Genomic DNA, 18,092 nt, shown 5'->3' with positions numbered 1-18,092 from the left:
ATCAGTTTTCCGTTCGAAATGACTCCCCGGCCCGCAGCGGAACTCGCCCACCGCGCCCCCGGAAATGGGGGCGACGACAGCGGCTGGGGCTGACACGGCGGCAGGCAGCCGCAACGGCAGGCCGAATCGCGCCCATCGACCCCCCACCCGTCGGTAACCCACCGGTCATGCCGGTATCTCAGCGCCGCTTGCCGAGGACGCGCGAGTCCGCCGGCCGCCTGGCACGCCCGGCCCGCATGACAGGTCATTTCCGCCTCTTACCCGCCCCGTCCTGACAACGCCCGTTCGTCACCCCCGTGTCCGGGGCGCCCGCACCAGTCATGCTCACACGCTGGAAAGCGTGATTTCTCCACGCTTTCTCACGAGCGAAAGAGAAGACGATGGCCACCGCACATTCCCACCCAACGGACGCAGAAATTCCCGCGGGCGCGGGCGACGCGCTCGATACCACGTGCCTGCCCGATCTGCTGGCCGAGCAGGTGCGGGCCCACCCGGACCGCGTCGCCGTCGTCCACGGCGACCGGCACCTCACGTTCCGCGCGCTCGCCGGGCGCGCGGACGAACTGGCCGCCCGGCTGCGGCACCTCGGGGTCGCGGCCGACGACCCCGTGGGCATCTTCGCCGAACCCTCGCTCGACCTCATGGTCAGCGCCTGGGGAGTGCTCCACGCGGGGGGCGCCTACCTGCCGCTCTCGCCCGACTACCCCGAGGAGCGCCTGCGCTACATGATCGAGGACGCCCGCGTCCGCACCGTGCTCGCGCCCCGCCACCTGCACGACCGGCTGCTCGCCCTGGCCCCGCCGGGCATCCGCGTCGTCGCCCCCGAGGACGCCGGCGCCCCCCGCCCGGCCCGCGCGCCCGCGCCCGCCGGGCCGCCGGGGCCCGACCGGCTCGCCTACGTGATCTACACCTCGGGCAGCACGGGACGGCCCAAGGGCATCATGATCGAACACCGCGGCATCGTCAGCCAGATGCGCTGGCTCGCCGCCGCCCACGGCCTCGACGGCACCACCACCGTGCTCCAGAAGACCCCGATGAGCTTCGACGCGGCCCAGTGGGAGATCCTGGCCCCCGCCTGCGGCAGCCGCGTCGTCATGGGCGCGCCCGGCATCCACCGCGACCCCGAGCAGCTGATCGACACGATCCTCCGGCACGGCGTCACCGCGCTCCAGTGCGTGCCGACCCTGCTCCAGGCCCTCCTCGACAGCGAACGGTTCCACCACTGCACCTCGCTCACCCAGGTGTTCAGCGGGGGCGAGGTCCTCTCCAAAGCGCTCGCGCTCCAATTCTTCGACACGCTCCCCGGTACCGCGCTCATCAACCTCTACGGACCCACCGAGACCACCGTCAACGCCTCGGCCCACACCGTCGACCCGCTCACCGTCGCCGACGGCCCGCAGGCCGTCCCCATCGGCACGCCCGTGGACCGCACCGCGTTCCACATCCTCGACGCCGCGCGCTCCCCCGTGGCCGCCGGAGAGGTCGGCGAACTGTACATATCCAGCGTGCAGTTGGCCCGCGGCTACCTCAACAGGCCCGAGCTGACGGCGGAACGCTTCCTCACCGACCCGCGCCTGCCCGGCACCCGCCTGTACCGCACGGGCGACCTCGCGCACTGGAACGCCGACGGCACCGCCCAGTTCGTCGGCCGCGCCGACAACCAGGTCAAACTCCGCGGCTTCCGCGTCGAACTCGACGAGATCCGCCTCGCCGTGGAGGCGCACGACTGGGTCAAGAACGCGGCCGTCCTGGTCAAGGACGATCCGCGAACGGGCTTCCAGCACCTCATCGCGTGCGTCGAGCTGAGCCCCAAGGAAGCCGCCCTGATGGACCAGGGCAACCACGGCGCCCACCACCAGTCCAAGGACAGCAGGCTCCAGGTCCGCGCCCAGCTCGCCGGCCTCGGCACCCGCGAGGACGCCGACCTCGCCGGCCGCCCGGCGTTCGCCCTGCCCGGCGCGACCGCCACCGCACACCAGCGCCGCCGCGTGTTCGCCCGCAAGACCTACCGCTTCTACGAGGGCGGCGAGGTCACCCGCGCCGACCTGCTGCGGCTGCTCGCCCCGCGCCGCGCGCCCGGCGCCGCCCCCCGCGCCCCGGAAACGCTCACCGCGGCCGGACTCGGCGAGATCCTGCGGTACTTCGGCCAGTTCCGCAGCGAGGAGCGGCTGCTGCCCAAGTACGGGTACGCCTCGCCCGGCGCGCTCTACGCCGCCCAGCTGTACATCGAGACGGCCGGCGTGCCGTTCCTGCCGGACGGACTGCACTACTACCACCCGGTCCACCACCGGCTCGTCCTCATCGGCGGCCGGGCCGCCCCCGCCGGCGGCGCGCCCCGGCTGCGCGTCCACGTGGCCGGCAAGCGGCAGGCCATCGAGCCGGTGTACCGCAACAACATCAGGGAAGTGCTGGAGATCGAGACCGGCCACATGGCCGGGCTGTTCGACGAGGTCCTGCCCGCGCACGGCCTCCGCCTGGGCGAACCCCTGTGGGAGCCGGAGGTCCTGCCCGCACTCCACTGCGCGGACGACGACTTCTACCTGGGAACGTTCGACATCGGCCCGGCCGCGGGACCCCGGCCGCCCGACCCCTGGGACCTCTGGGTGCAGGCGCACCCGGGACGCGTCGCGGGCCTGCCGGCCGGCCAGTACCGCTACCGCGACGGCGACCTGCGCCACGCGACCGACGAGGTCGTGCGCAAGAAGGACGTCATCGCCATCAACCAGCAGGTGTACGAGGCGGCCGGCTTCGGCATCACCGCCGTCAGCAGGCGCCGCGCCGGCTGGCCGCGCTACATCGACCTCGGCCGCGCGCTCCAGCGGCTGATGATGAACGACGAGGGCATCGGCCTGATGTCCTCCGGCTACAGCTCCGAGACCGGGCACCCGCTGCCCGCGGCGGAACGCGTCAACCGCGTTCTGCGGGCGGCCGGCGAGGAGCCCGGGCCCTCCTACTTCTTCGTCGGCGGCCGGGTCAGCGAGCGGCAGCGGCGCAGCGAGGGCATGCACGAGGACAGCGTCCACATGCGCGGCCCGGCCGAGATGATCCGCGCCGACCTGACGAACCTGCTGCCCGACTACATGGTGCCGGGACGGGTCGTCGTCATGGACCGCCTCCCGCTCACCGCGAGCGGCAAGATCGACGTGCGGGCCCTTGAGACGGCCGAGGCCGTCACCTCCGCCGCGCCCGACCGGACGTTCGTCGCGCCGCGCACGCGCACCGAGGAGCGCGTCCGCGACATCTGGGAACGGCTGATGAAGCGCGACGGCGTCTCCGTCCGCGACGACTTCTTCGCCACCGGGGGCAACTCGCTGATCGCCGTGGGCCTCGTCGGCCGGGTCAACAAGGAGTTCGGCGCCGCGCTGCCCCTCCAGGTCCTCTTCGACTCCCCGACCATCGAACGCCTCGCCGCGGCGCTCGACCGGGCCGGGGCCGCCACCGCACCGGAACCCGCCTCGCGCCTGGTCAGGCTGCACGCGGGGAGCGGCGGCCCGCCCGTGTTCTGCTGGCCAGGACTCGGCGGCTACACGATGAACCTCAGGCCGCTGGCCGCCGGGCTCGGGGACCGCCCCTTCTACGGCGTGCAGGCGCACGGCATCAACCCGGGCGAGACGCCCTACGGCACCATCGCGGAGATGGCCGAGGCGGACATGGCGGCCATCCGCCGCCTCCAGCCCGAGGGCCCCTACACGCTGTGGGGCTACTCGTTCGGGGCCCGCGTCGCCTTCGAGACGGCCTACCGGCTGGAACGCGCGGGCGCCGAGGTGGCGCACCTGTTCCTCATCGCGCCCGGCGCACCCCGGCTCGACCCGGCGCCCGCCACCGCCCCCGCGCCCCCGCGGCCCGAGGGAGCCGATCCGGCCTACGCCGACCGGGCGTTCGTGACGATCCTCCACTCGGTCTTCTCGGGCAGCGTCACGGGACCCGCGCTCGACGCCTGCCTGCGCGCCGCGCACGACGACGACAGCTTCGCCGCGTTCATCACGGGCACGCATCCGCACCTCGACCGGGACCTGGTGCTCCGCGTGGTCGCGGTGGTGCGCAGGACCTACGAGTTCACCTACACCTTCCGCGAACTGGCCAGCCGGCGCATCGACGCGCCCGTCACCCTCTTCAAGGCCCGGGGCGACGACTACGCGTTCATCGAGAACAGCAGCGGCTACGCCGCCGCGCCGCCCACGACGGTCGACCTCGACGCCGACCACTACAGCCTGCTCAGGGAGCCGGATGTGCGCACCCTGCTGAGCGCCGTGCACGCGCGCCTCGCCGCCGGGGACGCGCCGTTCGCGCAGGCGGCCGGGGGGACGGAGGAGGCGGGCGAGTCGCAGGAGACGGGAGAGACACAGGAGACAAGGGGAGACATCGTGCCGCACGTCAACATCAAGCACTTCCCGGTGCCGCTCACCGAGGAGGAGCAGTCGCGGCTCGTGGCCGCCGTGACCACGGCCGTGCAGACGGCCTTCCGCTGCGACGAGGGAGTCATCTCCATCGCGCTCGAACCCGTCGAACAGGAGGCGTGGAACGAACGCGTCTACATCCCCGAGATCGTGAACCGGAAGGCACTGCTCCGCAAGTTCCCGCAGTACTGACCGGCACCGACACCGCAACCGCACGACCCAACCACGGAGTCCAGATGCTCAACGCAACCGCCGGCCGGTTCCTGCTCCTCGCGCTGCTCTGGGGAAGCAGCTTCACGTTCATCAAGGTGTCGCTCGAAGGACTGACCCCGGGCCAGCTCGTCCTCGCCCGCCTCTTCCTCGGCGCCGCCGTCCTCTCCCTCATCGTCGCGTTCCGCCGCGTGCCGCTGCCCAGGCAGCTCGGCGTGTGGGGCCACGTGGCCGCCGCCGCGCTGTTCGGCAACGTCATCCCGTTCCTCCTCCTCTCCTACGGCGAGCAGACCACGGGCGCCGCCATCGCCGGCGTCCTCATCGGCGGCACCCCGCTGCTGACCCTCGCCATCGCCACCGCCGCCCTGCCGAACGAGCGGGTCACCGGCCGCAAGGCCACCGGCCTCGCCTTCGGCTTCATCGGGGTCGTGGTGCTCATGGGCCCGTGGGGCGACGCGCTCGGCTCCTTCGGCGGCCAACTCGCGTGCCTCGGCGCGGCGGTCAGCTACGCCTGCGGTTTCGTGTACGTGCGGAAGTTCCTGTCGCCCAAGAAGCTGCCCGCCATGGGCGCCGCCGCCTCCCAGCTGATCGCGGCGTTCGCCATCCAGGCCGCCGTGACGCCGTTCCTCGCCTGGGAGACGCCCGACTTCACCGGCCGCGTGACCGGCAGCATCGTCGTGCTCGGGCTGTTCAGCACGGGGCTCGCCTACGTGCTCTACTTCCGGCTCATCAACGACGTCGGCGCCACCACGGCCTCCGCGGTCAACTACGTCGTGCCGGTCGCCTCCGTCCTCGTCAGCATCGTCGTGCTCGACGAGACGATCACCTGGAACCTCGTGGCCGGCGGCCTCATCGTGCTCCTGGCCATGGGCTACGCCGAGAACCGCGACGGCCAGCTGCGCCGCGGGCCGGGGGCCGCGGACGCCGCCCCCGCGCCCAAGGCCCCGCCCGCCGCCGCGCAGCCCGGAGCCGCGGAGTCCACAACCGCCGCCGGCCGCGACGAGCCGGTCGCGACCAGGGCGGCGGAGGAACGGCGTTGAGCCCCCGCGGGACGCCGGGGCCGCGGACCCCGCGGCGGGCCTACCGCCGGGCCGTCCGCGACCTCGACACCGTCAGGGCGCGCGACCCCTCGGTGCGCTCCCGCACCGAGGCGCTGCTGCACCCCGCGGTCCTCGCCATCTGGAGCCACCGCGTCGCGCACCGGCTGCACCGGCGCGGCCTGCGCCGCACCGCGCGGCTGTGCTCGGTCCTGGCGAGGCTCGCGACCGGCGGCATCGAGATCCACCCGGGGGCCACCATCGGGCGCGGCTTCTTCATCGACCACGGCGCCGGCGTCGTGATCGGGGAGACCGCCGTGATCGGCGACGACGTCACGATCTTCCACCAGGTGACGCTCGGCTCGGTCGGCTGGTGGCACGACCGGGAGCGGGGGGAGGGCGCCCGGCGCCACCCGCGCGTCGGCGACCGCGTCGTCATCGGCGCCAACGCCAGCCTCCTCGGGCCGATCACCGTCGGCGACGACGCCGTGATCGGCGCGCAGGCCCTGGTGATCGACGACGTCGCCGGCCGCACCCGCGTCCTCGCGCCCCTCGCGCGGGCCCGCACCCGCACAGCCGCGACCGCACCCGGTCCCGTCACCCGCCCCGTTCCCGTGCCCCCGACCGCGCCCGCCCTGCCCCGGGCCGCGCCCGCCGCGCCCCGCTCCTTCCCCGTCTGGTGACCCAGCCGGCCCGCCGACCGCCGACCGAACGGAGGACACCATGCTCACCTCGACCCCCCGGAGGCCCGCCGCAACGCTCGACCACCTGATCGGCGGCACCCCCGTCATCGCGCTCGACCTCGGTCTCCCGCACGCCGGTACCACCGTCTACGCCAAGCTCGAATCCGCCAACCCCCTGTCCAGCGTCAAGGACAGGACCGCCCTCTACATGCTCGACGCGGCCGAGCGGCGCGGCGCGCTGCTGCCCGGCGTGAGCACCGTCGTCGAGGCCACCTCGGGCAACACCGGCATCTCCCTGGCCGCGCTGTGCGCCGCGCGCGGCTACCCGTGCGTGATCGTGCTCCCCGACAACGCGACCGGTGAACGGATCAGGCTGCTCCGGGCGTTCGGCGCGGAGATCGTGTTCACCCCGCACGAGGAGGGCTACGCGGCGGCCGTCGAGAAGGCCGAGGAGATCCACGGCTCGCTGCCCGACTCCTGGTTCGCCTGCCAGCACGAGAACCCCGACAACGTCCAGGCCCACTACGCCACCACGGGCCCGGAGATCTGGGCCGACACCGAGGGCAGGGTCGACGTCTTCGTGTGCGGCGTCGGCACCGGGGGAACGCTGTCCGGCACGGCCCGCTACCTCAAGGAGCGCAACCCCGACCTGACCGTCGTGGCCGTCGAGCCCGCGTCCTCGCCGGTGCTCAGCGAGGGCTGGGGCGGCCTGCACCGCATCCCCGGTCTCAACGGCGGGTTCCTCGCGGCCACCACGGACACCGACGTGATCGACGAGGTCGTCACCGTGTCGGACGCGGACGCGTTCGCCACCATGCGGCTGCTCGCCAGGACCGCGGGGCTGCTGGTCGGCGTCTCCTCGGGGGCCGCCGCGCACGCCTGCCGCGTCGTCGGCTCCCGCCCCGAGCACGCGGGCCGCACCCTCGTCGGCCTGTTCCCCGACACCGGCGAGCGCTACCTCTCGTGGCTCGACGCGGAACCGCCGGCCGAGCCGGCCGCCGAACGCCCCGACGGCCCCGCCACAGAACGCGCCACCGAGCCCGCCACCGAGCCCGCCACCGACCGCACCGCCGACCAGAGGAGTGAGTCCCGATGACCATGCTGCCCCGCATCCTGCTTCCCGGCGACGGCGAGAAGGTGCAGATCGGCACGACCACGCAGACCACGTTCAAGGCGGTCGGCGGCGAGACCGACGACCGGCTCGGCATCTTCGAGCACCGCATGGACCCGGGCGCGCCCGGCGCCTCGCCGCACGTCCACCGCGAACAGCTCGAAGCGTTCTACGTGCTGCACGGAGTCGTCGAACTCCACCTGGACGGCGAGACGTTCGCCGCGCCCCCGGGCACGTACGTCAACGTGCCGGAGAACATGTCGCACGGCTTCCGCAACCCGTACCAGGACCAGGCGACCATGCTCATCATCTTCACCCCCGCGATCAACCGCGAGGAGTACTTCCGGGGCTTGGCCGAGCTGTACGCCGACGGCAACCGGCCCACCGAGGACGAACTGCTCGACCTCATGGCCCGCTACGACCAGTTCGAGCTGACCCTCGACGGAACAGCCCCCGGCTGGGGCCGCCACTGACGCCGGGCACCCGCCCGGCGCACGGGCCCCGCCGGGCGGAGCGTTCCGCCCGGCGGGGCCCCGCGCGTTCCCGGGGAACGCCTCGCGCGAGCGGGTGACGGTCGGCATGAAACGGCCGGACGTGGGCATTCACTGCCAGTCCGGGCAGCGACCGGAACCACGCACACACCACCCGAGGACACGATCATGAGCGGCACGACCGACGGGACCGGCGACCGGACCGGCGAGACGACCAGTGAGGGACAGGACACCGCGGCGGGCGGCGGGGACGGCAACTCCCAGTACGGCAGGAAGAAGTTCAGCCGGTCGCCCGGCCACTTCGCCGACCGCGTCACGGCCGACGGCGCCGACGGCTGGCCGGTGGCGGCCGGGCGGTACCGGCTCGTCGTCAGCCGCGCCTGCCCCTGGGCGAGCCGGGCCCTCATCTCGCGGCGGCTGCTCGGCCTTGAGGCCGCCCTGTCGCTCGCCGTCGTCGACCCGATCCAGGACGACCGCAGCTGGCGCTTCACGCTCGACCCCGGCGGCAAGGACCCCGTGCTCGGCATCCGCTTCCTGAGCGAGGCGTACGACGCGCGGGAGACCGGCTACCCCGGCGGCGTCAGCGTCCCCGCGGTCGTCGACGTGCCGACCGGCGTGCTCGTCACCAACGACTACCAGCGGATCACCCTCGACCTCGCCACCGAGTGGACCGCCCTGCACCGCGAGGGCGCCCCCGACCTGTACCCGGAGGCGCTGCGCGAGGAGATCGACGAGGTCATGGAGGGCGTCTTCCGCGACGTCAACAACGGCGTGTACCGGGCCGGGTTCGCCACCGATCAGGGCGAGTACGAGGCGGCCTACCGGGACGTGTTCCGCCGGCTCGACGAGCTGTCGCGGCGGCTCGCCGACCGCCGCTACCTGGTCGGGGACACCATCACCGAGGCGGACATCCGCCTGTTCACGACGCTGGTCCGCTTCGACGCCGTCTACCACGGCCACTTCAAGTGCAACCGGAACAAGCTGACCGAGGACCCCGTGCTGTGGGCCTACACGCGCGACCTGTTCCAGACGCCAGGATTCGGCGACACGGTCGACTTCGACCACATCAAACGGCACTACTACCTCGTGCACACCGGCATCAACCCGACCGGCGTGCTGCCGGCGGGGCCCGACCTCTCCGGCTGGCTGGGGCCGCACCACCGCGAGCAGCTCGGCGGCCGGCCCTTCGGCGACGGCACGCCGCCGGGGCCGCCGCCCGCCGTCGAGGAGGTGCCGCCGGCCGGCCGGCCCTGACCGCTCGGCCGCCCCTGACCGCTGGGCCGCACGGCGCCGCGCCCGCGGCGCGGCCCGCCGGGCGGTCAGCGCGTCACGAACTGCGTGAGGATCGCCTGCACCTCGTAGATGTCGACGCCCTTGGTGAACGTCTTCTCCACGGGGGTCGCCGCGCCCGAGATCCAGATCTTCAGCTCGGCGTCCAGGTCGAACGTCCCCGCCGTCTCCACCGCGAAGTGCGAGATGCTGCGGTACGGGATGGAGTGGTACTCGACCTTCCTGCCCGTGATGCCCTGCTTGTCGACGAGGATGAGCCGCCGGTCGGTGAACAGGATCGTGTCGCGGATCAACTGGAAGGCCGCGTGGACCTGTTCGCCCTGACCCAGCAGCCGCGCGTACTCCTGCTGCGCCGATACCGGATCGATGGTGTGCGCGTTCCCGAAGAGTGCCACAGCAGTCCCCCGCCCTTGAGAGTGCCCGGTGCGCTTTCCTCCGCACTGTAACCCGCGGCACGCGCCGCCCGCAGGGCCCGACCGCCTCGGTCCTGCCCCGGGGTGCGCGGCGCGCGCGCCCGGCGCGACGGCCGTTCGGTACGAACGGCCTTGGGGCGCGCGCCCGTTCACACCGGCGCGTGAGCCTCCAGGAACCGCCGGGCGTGCGCCGCGCCCGCGGCCGTCTCCCAGTCGCCCGCGCCGACGACCGCGGCCAGCAGCTCCTCGGTGACGTCCCCGTCCGCGGCGATCAGCGCGTCGACCGCGGCCTCGGACGGCGCGGGCCGCGACGCGTCCCGCCGCCCGCCGCGCGGGTCGTACCGGCAGGCGTCCGCGATCCGCCGGTGCGTGGCCTCCCGGGTGAGCGCGGGCAGGTTCACCGCGCGGAAGCCGTCGTCGACCTCGTACGGGGCGCGCGACCACGCCGCGCCGTCGAACCCGTACAGGAACCCGACGAACTCGTACTCCCTCACCGCCGCCCGCAGCACGGGCGCCCACCACTCCGGCGCCCCGGCCAGCAGGTCGATCCCCTCCTCCGGCTCGGGCGAGCACTCGTGGTCGTGCCCGACGAGCACCGCCCGGCCCCCGTCGAGGTGGTGCAGCTCCAGCCAGTTGCCCCCGCCGTCGTCGTAGTGCCACACCGGCCCCGCCGCGCGGCAGCCGCGCCCCGCGCGCCCGGCGCGGTGCACCGCGGCCCAGGCCGCCCACCGCCCCCGCAGCGCGGCGGGCGCGGGCAGGTCGAGCGCGACACGCTCCATGGGGTTCCCCTCCCGTTCCTCGCACCGGGAACGCTCCGTGGCCCGGCACTAGGCCCCGCCGGGGCGCGGGCAACCCGGTGCCCGCCTCGTGGGTCATCTCATAGGTTGAGTGTCGGTGCCGGTGACGAGGCCGGCGCGGTGTGCCGGGACGGTGAAGTCCCGCAGGGGAAGGGCTGGGGCCGCATGGGTCGTCGTTCTCAAGGGGTGGTCGGGGCATGGGCGCAGGCCCAGCGCCAGCAGCAACTGCGGGCGCAGGCGGCGCAGCGGGCCTGGTCGCAGCAGCAGCGTGAGCAGGAACGGCAGCAGCGCGCCTGGGAGCGCGAACGCGCCCGCACCGAACGGGAGCAGCAGGCCGCCCACCGGCGCGGGCGCGAGGCGAGCGCGCGCCGGCGCACGGAAGAACTGGAGGCGCGCGTCACCGCGTTGACCGGCCTGCTGGCGGCCGGCTGCGCCGCGCCCGCGTTCCGCACCGAGGCGCTGCTGAGGCCCGAGGCGGTCGAGCCGTTCGACCCCGGCCCGCTCGGCGTGCCGGTGCCGGTGCCCGACCCGTTGCGGTACCGGGCGCAGAGCGGCGGCTGGTCGTTCGGGGCCGGGCGGCGGGCCGAGGCCGAGGCGCGGGCCAGGTACGAGCACGACCTGCGCGCCGCCCAGGCCGCCGAGGCCCAGCGGCAGCACCAACTCGCCGGCTACCGGCAGCAGTACGACCGCTGGGCGCACGAGCGGATCGCGGAGATCCGCCACCACAACGAGGGCGTGGCCCGGCTGCGCGACCGGCTCGCGCGCGGCGAGGAGGAGGCGGTCGAGGAGTTCTTCACGGCCGCCCTGTACGCGGCGGCGGCCTGGCCCGAGGACTTCCCGCGCCGCGTCGAGGCGTCGTTCGACCGGGCCGCGGGAACGCTCGTGCTCGACTGGGAACTGCCCGCGTTCGCCGTCGTCCCCGAGGCCAGGTCGGTGCGGTACGTCGCCTCGGCCGACGAGGAGCGCGAGACCGCGCGACCCGCCGCCCAGCGGCGCGCCCTCTACCGGGACGTGCTGGCGCAGAGCATGCTGCTGGTGCTGCGCGACCTGTTCGCCGCCGACGCCTCGCGCGCGCTGAACTCCGTGGTGCTCAACGGGTTCGTCGACGACCACGACCCGGCCACCGGGCGGCGCGCGGAACTGGTCCTGGCCGCCGTGACCGTCCCGCGCGCGACGTTCGACGGACTCGACCTCGCGCGCGTGAACGCCGTCGACTGCCTCGTGGACGGCCTCGGCGGCCGGCTGTCGGCCCGCCCCGACCAGTACGCCGCCGTCGCGCCCGGCCCGCGGCCCGCCGACGTCGGCCAGGGCGGTACCGCGCTCGGCGACGACGTGCCCGACCTGCTCGCCATGGACCCGGTCGCGTTCGAGCACCTGATCGCCGAACTGTTCAGGGCCAGGGGCATGCGCGCCGTCACCACCCAGCGCAGCAACGACGGGGGCGTGGACGTCGAAGCCCTCGACCCCGACCCGGTCAGCGGCGGGCGGATCATCGTCCAGGCCAAGCGCTACCGGGCCACCGTTCCGCCGAGCGCGGTCCGCGACCTGTACGGGACCGTGCAGGCCGCGGGCGCGAACAAGGGCATCCTGGTCACCACGTCCGGCTTCGGGCCCGGCTCGTACGCGTTCGCGAACGGAAAGCCCCTGACGCTCATCGGCGGACCGCAGCTGCTCGAACTGCTCGACGCGGCCGGGCTCTCCGGCCGTCTCGGCGCCCCCGGCCCGCCCGCCGCCGGGCCCCGGGCGCAGGACCCGGCGCCCGCGCCGGCCGGCGCGGGCGCCGAGGAGAACGTCCTCGGCATGGCGTGGCGCGGCGCCGTCGCGCTCGACGTGTGCGCGCTGCTCTGCCAGGGCGGACGCGCCCTCAGCGACGAGCACTTCGTCTTCTACAACAACCCCGCGACGCCGGAGGGTACGCTCCGCTCCGTGCCCGCCTCGGGGCCGGACAGGGCCGCGCTGCGCGTCGCGTTCGACGCCCTGCCGGAACGCGCCGACCGGCTCGTGCTCGCCGCGGCCGTCGACCCGGCCGCCGGCCCCGAGGCCGACCTGTCGGGCTTCACGGGCGCACACATCCGCCTGGCCGACGCCTCGGGTGCGGAACTCGACCGGCTCGACGTCTCGGACGGGCGCCCGGGCGAGACCGCCCTGGTCCTCGGCTCCTTCAGGCGCCGGGCGGGCGGCGACTGGACGTTCGTGCCCGGCGGCAAGGGCTACCCGGGCGGCCTCGCCGACCTCATCGCGGACTACGGCATCGACAGCGAATGACGCCTCGGCCGGGCGGGGGGTGCGCCCCCACCCGGCCGCGCTCGCCCGCGAAGGCGGCGTTCAGCTCACCCAGATGTTCGACCTGCCGCTGCTCCGGTAGCCCTCGGTCGCCATGATCATGTAGTAGCGGAACTGGCCGAGACCCATGCCTGCCCTCGACCACGCGTCGAAGTGGTTGCCCGTGGAGACGACGCCGTTCATCCGCTTGGCCTGCCGGACGCTCCAGTACTGCGGGAAGGTCTTGGTGCCCTCGACCGACGGCGCGTTGTAGCGCATCGTCCGGTAGATGTCGTACGTGCCGCCGTCGCTGTGGACGGTGCCCCGGTGCTCGCCCGTGGGCCGGTAGTCGCCCCAGTTCTCGACGATGTAGTACTCGACGAGCGGGTTCGACGTCCAGCCGTAGAGGCACAGGTAGCCGTTGCCCGAGGGCTGGAAGTTCCCGGAGAAGTTGACGTTCCTGCGGGAGCCGTTGCTCCAGCCCTTGCCGGCCACGAAGTTGCCGGTGTTGCTCCAGGTCGTGCTGTAGTTGCCGCCGGAGCCCAGCGTCATCGAGACCGTTCCGTTGGCGTCGGTCCAGAACGAGTAGTAGTAGCCGCTGTGCGTGCCGGTCTGGTTGTTGGTGATCGTCTGCGCGTTGGCGACGCCCGGCACCACCAGGGCCGACGCGGTCAGCGCGAGGCCGGCCCCGCCGATGAGGCTCCTGCGGCTGATGGGGCGTGCGGGGATGTGGTTGGCGTTGTCCATGCTTCCTCCTCGTGAGGGCCGGCGGGCGGCCGGGCAGCGTGGTACGACCGGCGGGCCTTCGAAGTCCGGGGCGGGGCCAGGGCGTTCGCGGGGGGCCGCCCGGCGCGCCACCGGTCGTCGTGCGGCTCGTGACCGGGGCCGGCGAGGGCTGCCGCTGTCGTTGCCATGACAGTGCTCCGGCCCGGCGGAGCTGTCAACGACTTCCGCAAGATTCCCGGAACGCTCCGGCGTTCGGCGCCCAGCATCGAAAAGGGATAGTGACTGTTCAGTCGCCTTTGAGGCCGATCAGAGGTGCGCACGGCCGGGGCAGCGCCGCCGCACGTTCCGGATTTTCGGCCCGGTCACATGAAAATTATCGGAGTCGTTCCGGATGGTGCACGGGGGCCCGGAGGCCGCCTCAGCGGGACCGGCGGCGCGGCTTCCCGCGCCGGTCGCCCTTGGGGCCGCCGCCGCGCCGCGCGTTCCGGCCGGCCGTTCCCGCCCGCCCCGCCCCGCCGGAGTCCGCGCGCTTGGGCTTGGGCTTGGGCTTCGCCTTCGGCTGCGGCGGGGTCGGCCGGCCGCGCGAGCTGTTGACCGTGCGCCCGCGCACGATCCCGATGAAGTCCTCCACCTGGTCGGTGGTCCTCTCCTCCGGCCACGCCAGCCCGACGCGCGACTCGGCGGCGCCTGGCATCGGCCGGTAGGTCAGGTCGCGGCGGTGGTGCAGGCGGGCCAGCGACTGGGGGACGACGAGCAGCCCCACCCCCGCGGCCACCAGCTCCACCGCGTCAGCCGTCGTCGCGGGACGCTCGCGCGCCGGGCGGCCGGGCGGCCGTTCCCACGGCAGCACGTCGTCCAGCGGATGCAGCACGATCTCGTCGGCCAGGTCCTCGGGCGCCACCTCGTCGACCGCCGCCACCGCGTGGTCCTTCGGCACCACGACCACCGTCGTCTCGGTGTAGAGGGGGATGACGCTCAGCTCCGCCCGGTCGGCCGGCAGCCGGAGGAACCCCGCGTCGGCCTCCCCCCGCCGCAGCAGGTCGGCCGCCTCGGCCGAGGGCACGGTGCGGAGGTGCAACGGCAGGTCGGGCAGCCGTTCGTTCCAGATCCGGACCCATTTGCCCGGCGTCACGCCGGGAACGTACGCGAGGCGGAACGAGGAGGGCGCATCCGAGCCGGTCATCGCGCCAGGCTATCCGCTCGCGGTCGAGGCCACCGCACGCGCTCGTTACCCTTGGCGGTATGAGCCCGCGACCGACGACCCAGACCATGAAGCCCGCCACCGCGGCGAAGAAACTGGGGGTGTACCTCCAGGCCACCCCCGCGGAGTTCCAGGAGGGCGTCGTCTCGCGCGGCGAGCTGAACGCGTTGCAGACCGACCCGCCGCAGTGGCTCGTCGAGCTGCGCCGCGACGGCCCCCACCCCAGGCCGGTGGTGGCGGCCAAGCTCGGCGTCTCCATCGCGGGGCTCGCCCGCGCGGGCGTCACCGACGCCCTCACCACGGAGGAGATCGAGGCGCTCAAGCGCGAGCAGCCCGCATGGCTGCTGCGGGAACGCGCCACCCAGGCGGAGGTGCGCAAGGAGGCGGCGCGCGTCAAGGAGAAGAACGCCGCGCGCGAGGACGCCACCGGCCACCGGCGCGCCTGACCCGCGCCGCTCGCCGCGGCGCGGCGGGTGGCCATGCGCACCGGAGGGGGTGCAGATAAGTACACGGTGATCCGGGTGTCGCGGGCCAATGTCCCGCGGTCGGCCGAACGAGAAGCTTTAAGCACTTGTTCGGACGCACCAGGAGGCCATCGTGAACCGCCGCCGCATCACCGCTGTTGCTCCCGTCGCCGCCGCCCTGCTGGCGGTGTCCGCTCCCGTCGCGGCCGCCGGAGGCGGGCAGCCGGGCGGCGGCACCGACCCCGTGCAGCGGCAGCTCGACCGGCTGGTGGCGGAGAACGGCGTGCCCGGGGTGCTCGCCCACACCGAGTCGCGGACGTGGACCGCGGGCACGGCGGAGACCGGCAGCGGGCGGCCGATGGTCGGGGCCGACGGGAGCGTCCGGGTGGCGAGCAACACCAAGTCGTTCACCGCCGTCGCGGTGATGCGGCTGGTGACCGAGCGGCAGCTCGGGCTCACCGACCGCGCCGGCCGCTACGTGCCGCAGCTCGCCGACAGCCGGGTGACCGTGCGGCAGTTGCTCAACCAGACCAGCGGCCTGCCCGAGCACGTCGCCCACATGGACTGGTCCGACCAGGACCAGACCCCCGAGGACCTGCTGGCGCTGGCCCTCGCGCAGGAGCCCGCCTTCGAGCCCGGGGCCCAGTGGGGCTACTCCAACACCAACTACCTCGTCCTCGGCATGATCATCGAGCGCGTGACGGGTGAGGACTTCCGCACCTACATCGAGGACACCATCCTGCGCCCGCTGCACATGGACGCCACGTACTGGCCCGAGCGCGGCGAACTCGGCCTGCGCGGCCCGCACGCCCACAACTACGGCGTCCACCCGGCCGACCCCGAGGCCGGCCCGACGGACCTGACCGAACTGCCCGGCCACCTGTTCGGCGCCTCGGGCGGGCTCGTCTCCACCCCCGAGGACCTCAACACCTTCTGGCGCGCGCTGTTCGACGGTCAGCTGCTGCCCCGCTGGGCGGTGTGGCTGATGACCCACGACACCACCGCCATCGGCGGCGACGGCATGCACCCGGCCGGCAGCCGCTACGGCTACGGCGTCGCCAGCTTCCCGCTCAGCTGCGGCGGCGTCTACTGGGGCCACGGCGGCGACCTGCCGGGCGACTCGGTGGCCGGCGGCCACGTGCCGGGACCCGACGGCGGCACGGTCACCGTGTACACCACGAGCATGGCCATGCCGGGCGAGACCCGCGACCGCCTCCACGCGGCGGCGGACGCCGCCCTCTGCACCGAACCCCGCTGACCCGGCCCCCACCGAGCCCCGCGCCCTCGGCGCGGGGCTCGGCGCATTCGGCCGGAGACCGCCGCCCGCACATGCGTGCGGCCGACGACGGCGCCCCGGCCGGCACACGGTCCTACAGCTTGCTCATCTTGGTGTAAGGACTCGGAATCCTCTCCCGCACCGGGCCGAAATCGACAAGAACGGCGACTCCTTCCTCGATGTCGATCACCCGGCCCAGGCCGTACATGTCGTGGGTGACCTGGTCGTCCACGGCGAACTGCTTGGGCGGCGGCGTGACCGGGGCCTTGAAGGGACTGGTGGGCAAGTGGCGCTTGGGCGCGGCTGACTTCGTCATTGCGGCCAGTATGCGCCCGCCAGCCGCCGTCCACACCCGCCTCGACGGCGCGCCGTCGGCCACGGCCACGTCCGATGAGCGCTCGCACCCAACGGGGCACGGAACGCCGAACGCCCCGACCGCCTGACGCTGCCAGGCCCTTTTCCGAAGCACACGGCATGCGGGCCGCGTTCGCCACCAACACCAGCATCGGCGTCCGGGCGATCTCGGCCATCGACGACACCGCGCTGCCGACCGAGCACCCCGTGCCGGCGTCGCTGCGCGACGCGTACATGAGCCTGCCGGGCGACCCTGTCCAGGGGCGCTGCCACGGAAATGGCTCGCTGGACCGGACGGGAGACGAAGGCACTACGACTCGCGCACCGCGTGACGGCCCGGGGGTTCGCCACGCTGATCACCGAACAGGCCGCAACCCGCGAGGATCCGCGCACCGAGACGTTACTCGCGTCCGACGTTCGCCAGCACCGGCGCCATCCCGCCCCGCACCGTTCTGACCTGCGGCGTAGCCACCAGCATGAGTGCTTCTGAACACCTCGGCACACCGGTGAACGCGACCAGAACGGCGACCACGTGCCTCCTACTTGCCCGGGGCGGGCCCGTACCACTGGAGTGCCTGCCCGGTGACGGCGGCGACGCAATCGAAGTCCCGGTCACGGTGCAGCAGTGTGAGTCCCTGGAGCTCGGCCGTCGCCGCCACGACGAGGTCGACGGCCCCCGCACTGCGATGCTGCCCACGCCGGGTGAGGGCTTCTTGTACCTGCCAGGCGCGCGTGTAGGCGCGATCGTCAACCGGAACCCAGCTGAAGATCATTCGCATGTCTTCGATGCCTTGTGCGCGGTCTTCGGCGGAACGTGCGCTGTAGAAGAACTCAAGCTCGGTGATCGGGCACGTGGCGATCAGCCCGGCTGCGGCAGCCTGGTCCCACCCGTGCTGCTCGGCGTCGCCGCGCAGGAACCGGGCGAGGGCGCTGGTGTCGATCAGGAACTGGGCGGCGTTCACCGACGGTAGTTCGCCTTGTCCTCGAAAAGGTCCAGGTCGAAGGCTCCTTCGTCGGCGGCGGCCCGCAGCCGGGTGAGTGCGAGTGCTCTCCGCCGGTTCTCCAGTACCTCACGCAGGGCGGTGTTGACGGTTTCCTTCTTCGTGCTGGTGCCGAGGGCCTTGGCCACGTCTGCCACGAGTTCATCATCGAGGTCGATCACGGTCCGGCTCATCTGTACACCTCCGTAGATATCAAAGATGCGACCAAGTATATCTCGCCAGGTTCTGCGGTGCCGCCGAGCGGATCGGGGTCCGGGGCGTCCGGCGGCGCCGGGCGGTGAGCAGTCGGATGGCCGAGCGCTCAGCCCGGCGGGGCGGCTCGGATGCGGGCGCGGTACATGCACGTGACCGGGGCCGTGCCGAAGAAGGTCGCGGGGCA

General features: G+C 73.6%; 16 protein-coding genes. 9 read left to right on the top strand and 7 right to left on the bottom strand.

Annotated features, from left to right (window positions below; all coding sequences use genetic code 11):
• Window positions 1–380: 380 nt before the first annotated feature.
• The 6 genes from LC193_RS13945 to LC193_RS13920 all read left to right on the top strand — a co-directional run bounded on the left by LC193_RS13945 (window position 381) and on the right by LC193_RS13920 (window position 9,183).
• Complete coding sequence (locus tag LC193_RS13945; protein ID WP_226074421.1) at window positions 381–4,589, top strand: amino acid adenylation domain-containing protein; 4,209 nt, start codon at window positions 381–383, stop codon at window positions 4,587–4,589.
• A 44-nt stretch (window positions 4,590–4,633) separates the two neighbouring features.
• A complete protein-coding gene (locus tag LC193_RS13940) occupies window positions 4,634–5,647 on the top strand; it encodes a DMT family transporter (protein WP_226074419.1) in 1,014 nt (337 codons plus the stop codon).
• The gene (epsC, locus tag LC193_RS13935; RefSeq protein ID WP_226074417.1) at window positions 5,644–6,327 is read left to right on the top strand and encodes a serine O-acetyltransferase EpsC; all 684 of its coding nucleotides are present in this window, start codon (window positions 5,644–5,646) and stop codon (window positions 6,325–6,327) included. Before LC193_RS13940 ends, epsC begins: the two co-directional genes overlap by 4 nt.
• Before the next feature lie 40 nt (window positions 6,328–6,367).
• A complete protein-coding gene (locus LC193_RS13930) occupies window positions 6,368–7,423 on the top strand; it encodes a PLP-dependent cysteine synthase family protein (protein WP_226074415.1) in 1,056 nt (351 codons plus the stop codon).
• Window positions 7,420–7,911 carry a cupin domain-containing protein gene (locus LC193_RS13925; protein ID WP_226074413.1) on the top strand — a complete coding sequence of 164 codons (492 nt, stop codon included), beginning with the start codon at window positions 7,420–7,422 and terminating at the stop codon, window positions 7,909–7,911. The genes LC193_RS13930 and LC193_RS13925 overlap by 4 nt, the downstream gene beginning before the upstream one ends.
• 186 nt (window positions 7,912–8,097) lie before the next feature.
• Window positions 8,098–9,183 carry a glutathione S-transferase family protein gene (locus LC193_RS13920; protein WP_226074411.1) on the top strand — a complete coding sequence of 362 codons (1,086 nt, stop codon included), beginning with the start codon at window positions 8,098–8,100 and terminating at the stop codon, window positions 9,181–9,183.
• Window positions 9,184–9,248: 65 nt separating this feature from the next.
• Here LC193_RS13920 and LC193_RS13915 read toward each other — a convergent pair whose 3' ends face one another.
• Together LC193_RS13915 and LC193_RS13910 are read right to left on the bottom strand one after the other, a co-directional pair.
• Window positions 9,249–9,614 carry a PH domain-containing protein gene (locus LC193_RS13915; protein WP_086159759.1) on the bottom strand — a complete coding sequence of 122 codons (366 nt, stop codon included), beginning with the start codon at window positions 9,612–9,614 and terminating at the stop codon, window positions 9,249–9,251.
• A 167-nt stretch (window positions 9,615–9,781) separates the two neighbouring features.
• Window positions 9,782–10,411 (bottom strand): proteophosphoglycan 5, encoded by a 630-nt coding sequence (locus LC193_RS13910; protein WP_226074409.1) that lies wholly within the window; start codon window positions 10,409–10,411, stop codon window positions 9,782–9,784.
• A gap of 183 nt (window positions 10,412–10,594) precedes the next feature.
• On the opposite strand from LC193_RS13910, the gene LC193_RS13905 reads away from it, so the two are divergent.
• The gene (locus LC193_RS13905; RefSeq protein ID WP_226074407.1) at window positions 10,595–12,694 is read left to right on the top strand and encodes a restriction endonuclease; all 2,100 of its coding nucleotides are present in this window, start codon (window positions 10,595–10,597) and stop codon (window positions 12,692–12,694) included.
• Window positions 12,695–12,754: 60 nt separating this feature from the next.
• Here LC193_RS13905 and LC193_RS13900 read toward each other — a convergent pair whose 3' ends face one another.
• Together LC193_RS13900 and LC193_RS13895 are read right to left on the bottom strand one after the other, a co-directional pair.
• Window positions 12,755–13,438, bottom strand: coding sequence for a glycoside hydrolase family 11 protein (locus LC193_RS13900; RefSeq protein WP_226074405.1), 684 nt, complete (start codon window positions 13,436–13,438; stop codon window positions 12,755–12,757).
• Between the two features lie 397 nt (window positions 13,439–13,835).
• Entirely contained in the window at window positions 13,836–14,600 is a 765-nt protein-coding gene (locus tag LC193_RS13895; RefSeq protein WP_226074403.1) for a LysR family substrate-binding domain-containing protein, read from the bottom strand.
• 59 nt (window positions 14,601–14,659) lie between these two features.
• On the opposite strand from LC193_RS13895, the gene LC193_RS13890 reads away from it, so the two are divergent.
• The gene (locus LC193_RS13890) at window positions 14,660–15,064 is read left to right on the top strand and encodes a DUF5997 family protein (RefSeq protein WP_226074402.1); all 405 of its coding nucleotides are present in this window, start codon (window positions 14,660–14,662) and stop codon (window positions 15,062–15,064) included.
• A 151-nt stretch (window positions 15,065–15,215) separates the two neighbouring features.
• On the top strand, window positions 15,216–16,340 hold the full coding sequence (locus LC193_RS13885; protein WP_226074401.1) for a serine hydrolase domain-containing protein: 1,125 nt from the start codon (window positions 15,216–15,218) through the stop codon (window positions 16,338–16,340).
• A gap of 112 nt (window positions 16,341–16,452) precedes the next feature.
• On the opposite strand, the gene LC193_RS13880 is transcribed toward LC193_RS13885, so the two are convergent.
• From LC193_RS13880 to LC193_RS13865, 3 genes are all read right to left on the bottom strand, one after another.
• The gene (locus LC193_RS13880) at window positions 16,453–16,674 is read right to left on the bottom strand and encodes a hypothetical protein (protein ID WP_226074400.1); all 222 of its coding nucleotides are present in this window, start codon (window positions 16,672–16,674) and stop codon (window positions 16,453–16,455) included.
• A 577-nt stretch (window positions 16,675–17,251) separates the two neighbouring features.
• Window positions 17,252–17,674 carry a PIN domain nuclease gene (locus LC193_RS13870; protein WP_226074399.1) on the bottom strand — a complete coding sequence of 141 codons (423 nt, stop codon included), beginning with the start codon at window positions 17,672–17,674 and terminating at the stop codon, window positions 17,252–17,254.
• Entirely contained in the window at window positions 17,671–17,886 is a 216-nt protein-coding gene (locus LC193_RS13865) for a type II toxin-antitoxin system VapB family antitoxin (protein WP_226074398.1), read from the bottom strand. The genes LC193_RS13870 and LC193_RS13865 overlap by 4 nt, the downstream gene beginning before the upstream one ends.
• Between the last annotated feature and the right edge of the window lie 206 nt (window positions 17,887–18,092).

Origin of the sequence: Streptomyces marincola (assembly GCF_020410765.1) — a bacterium.
GTDB classification, from domain to species: domain Bacteria; phylum Actinomycetota; class Actinomycetes; order Streptomycetales; family Streptomycetaceae; genus Streptomyces; species Streptomyces marincola.
This window is presented reverse-complemented; position numbering and strand designations above follow the sequence as displayed.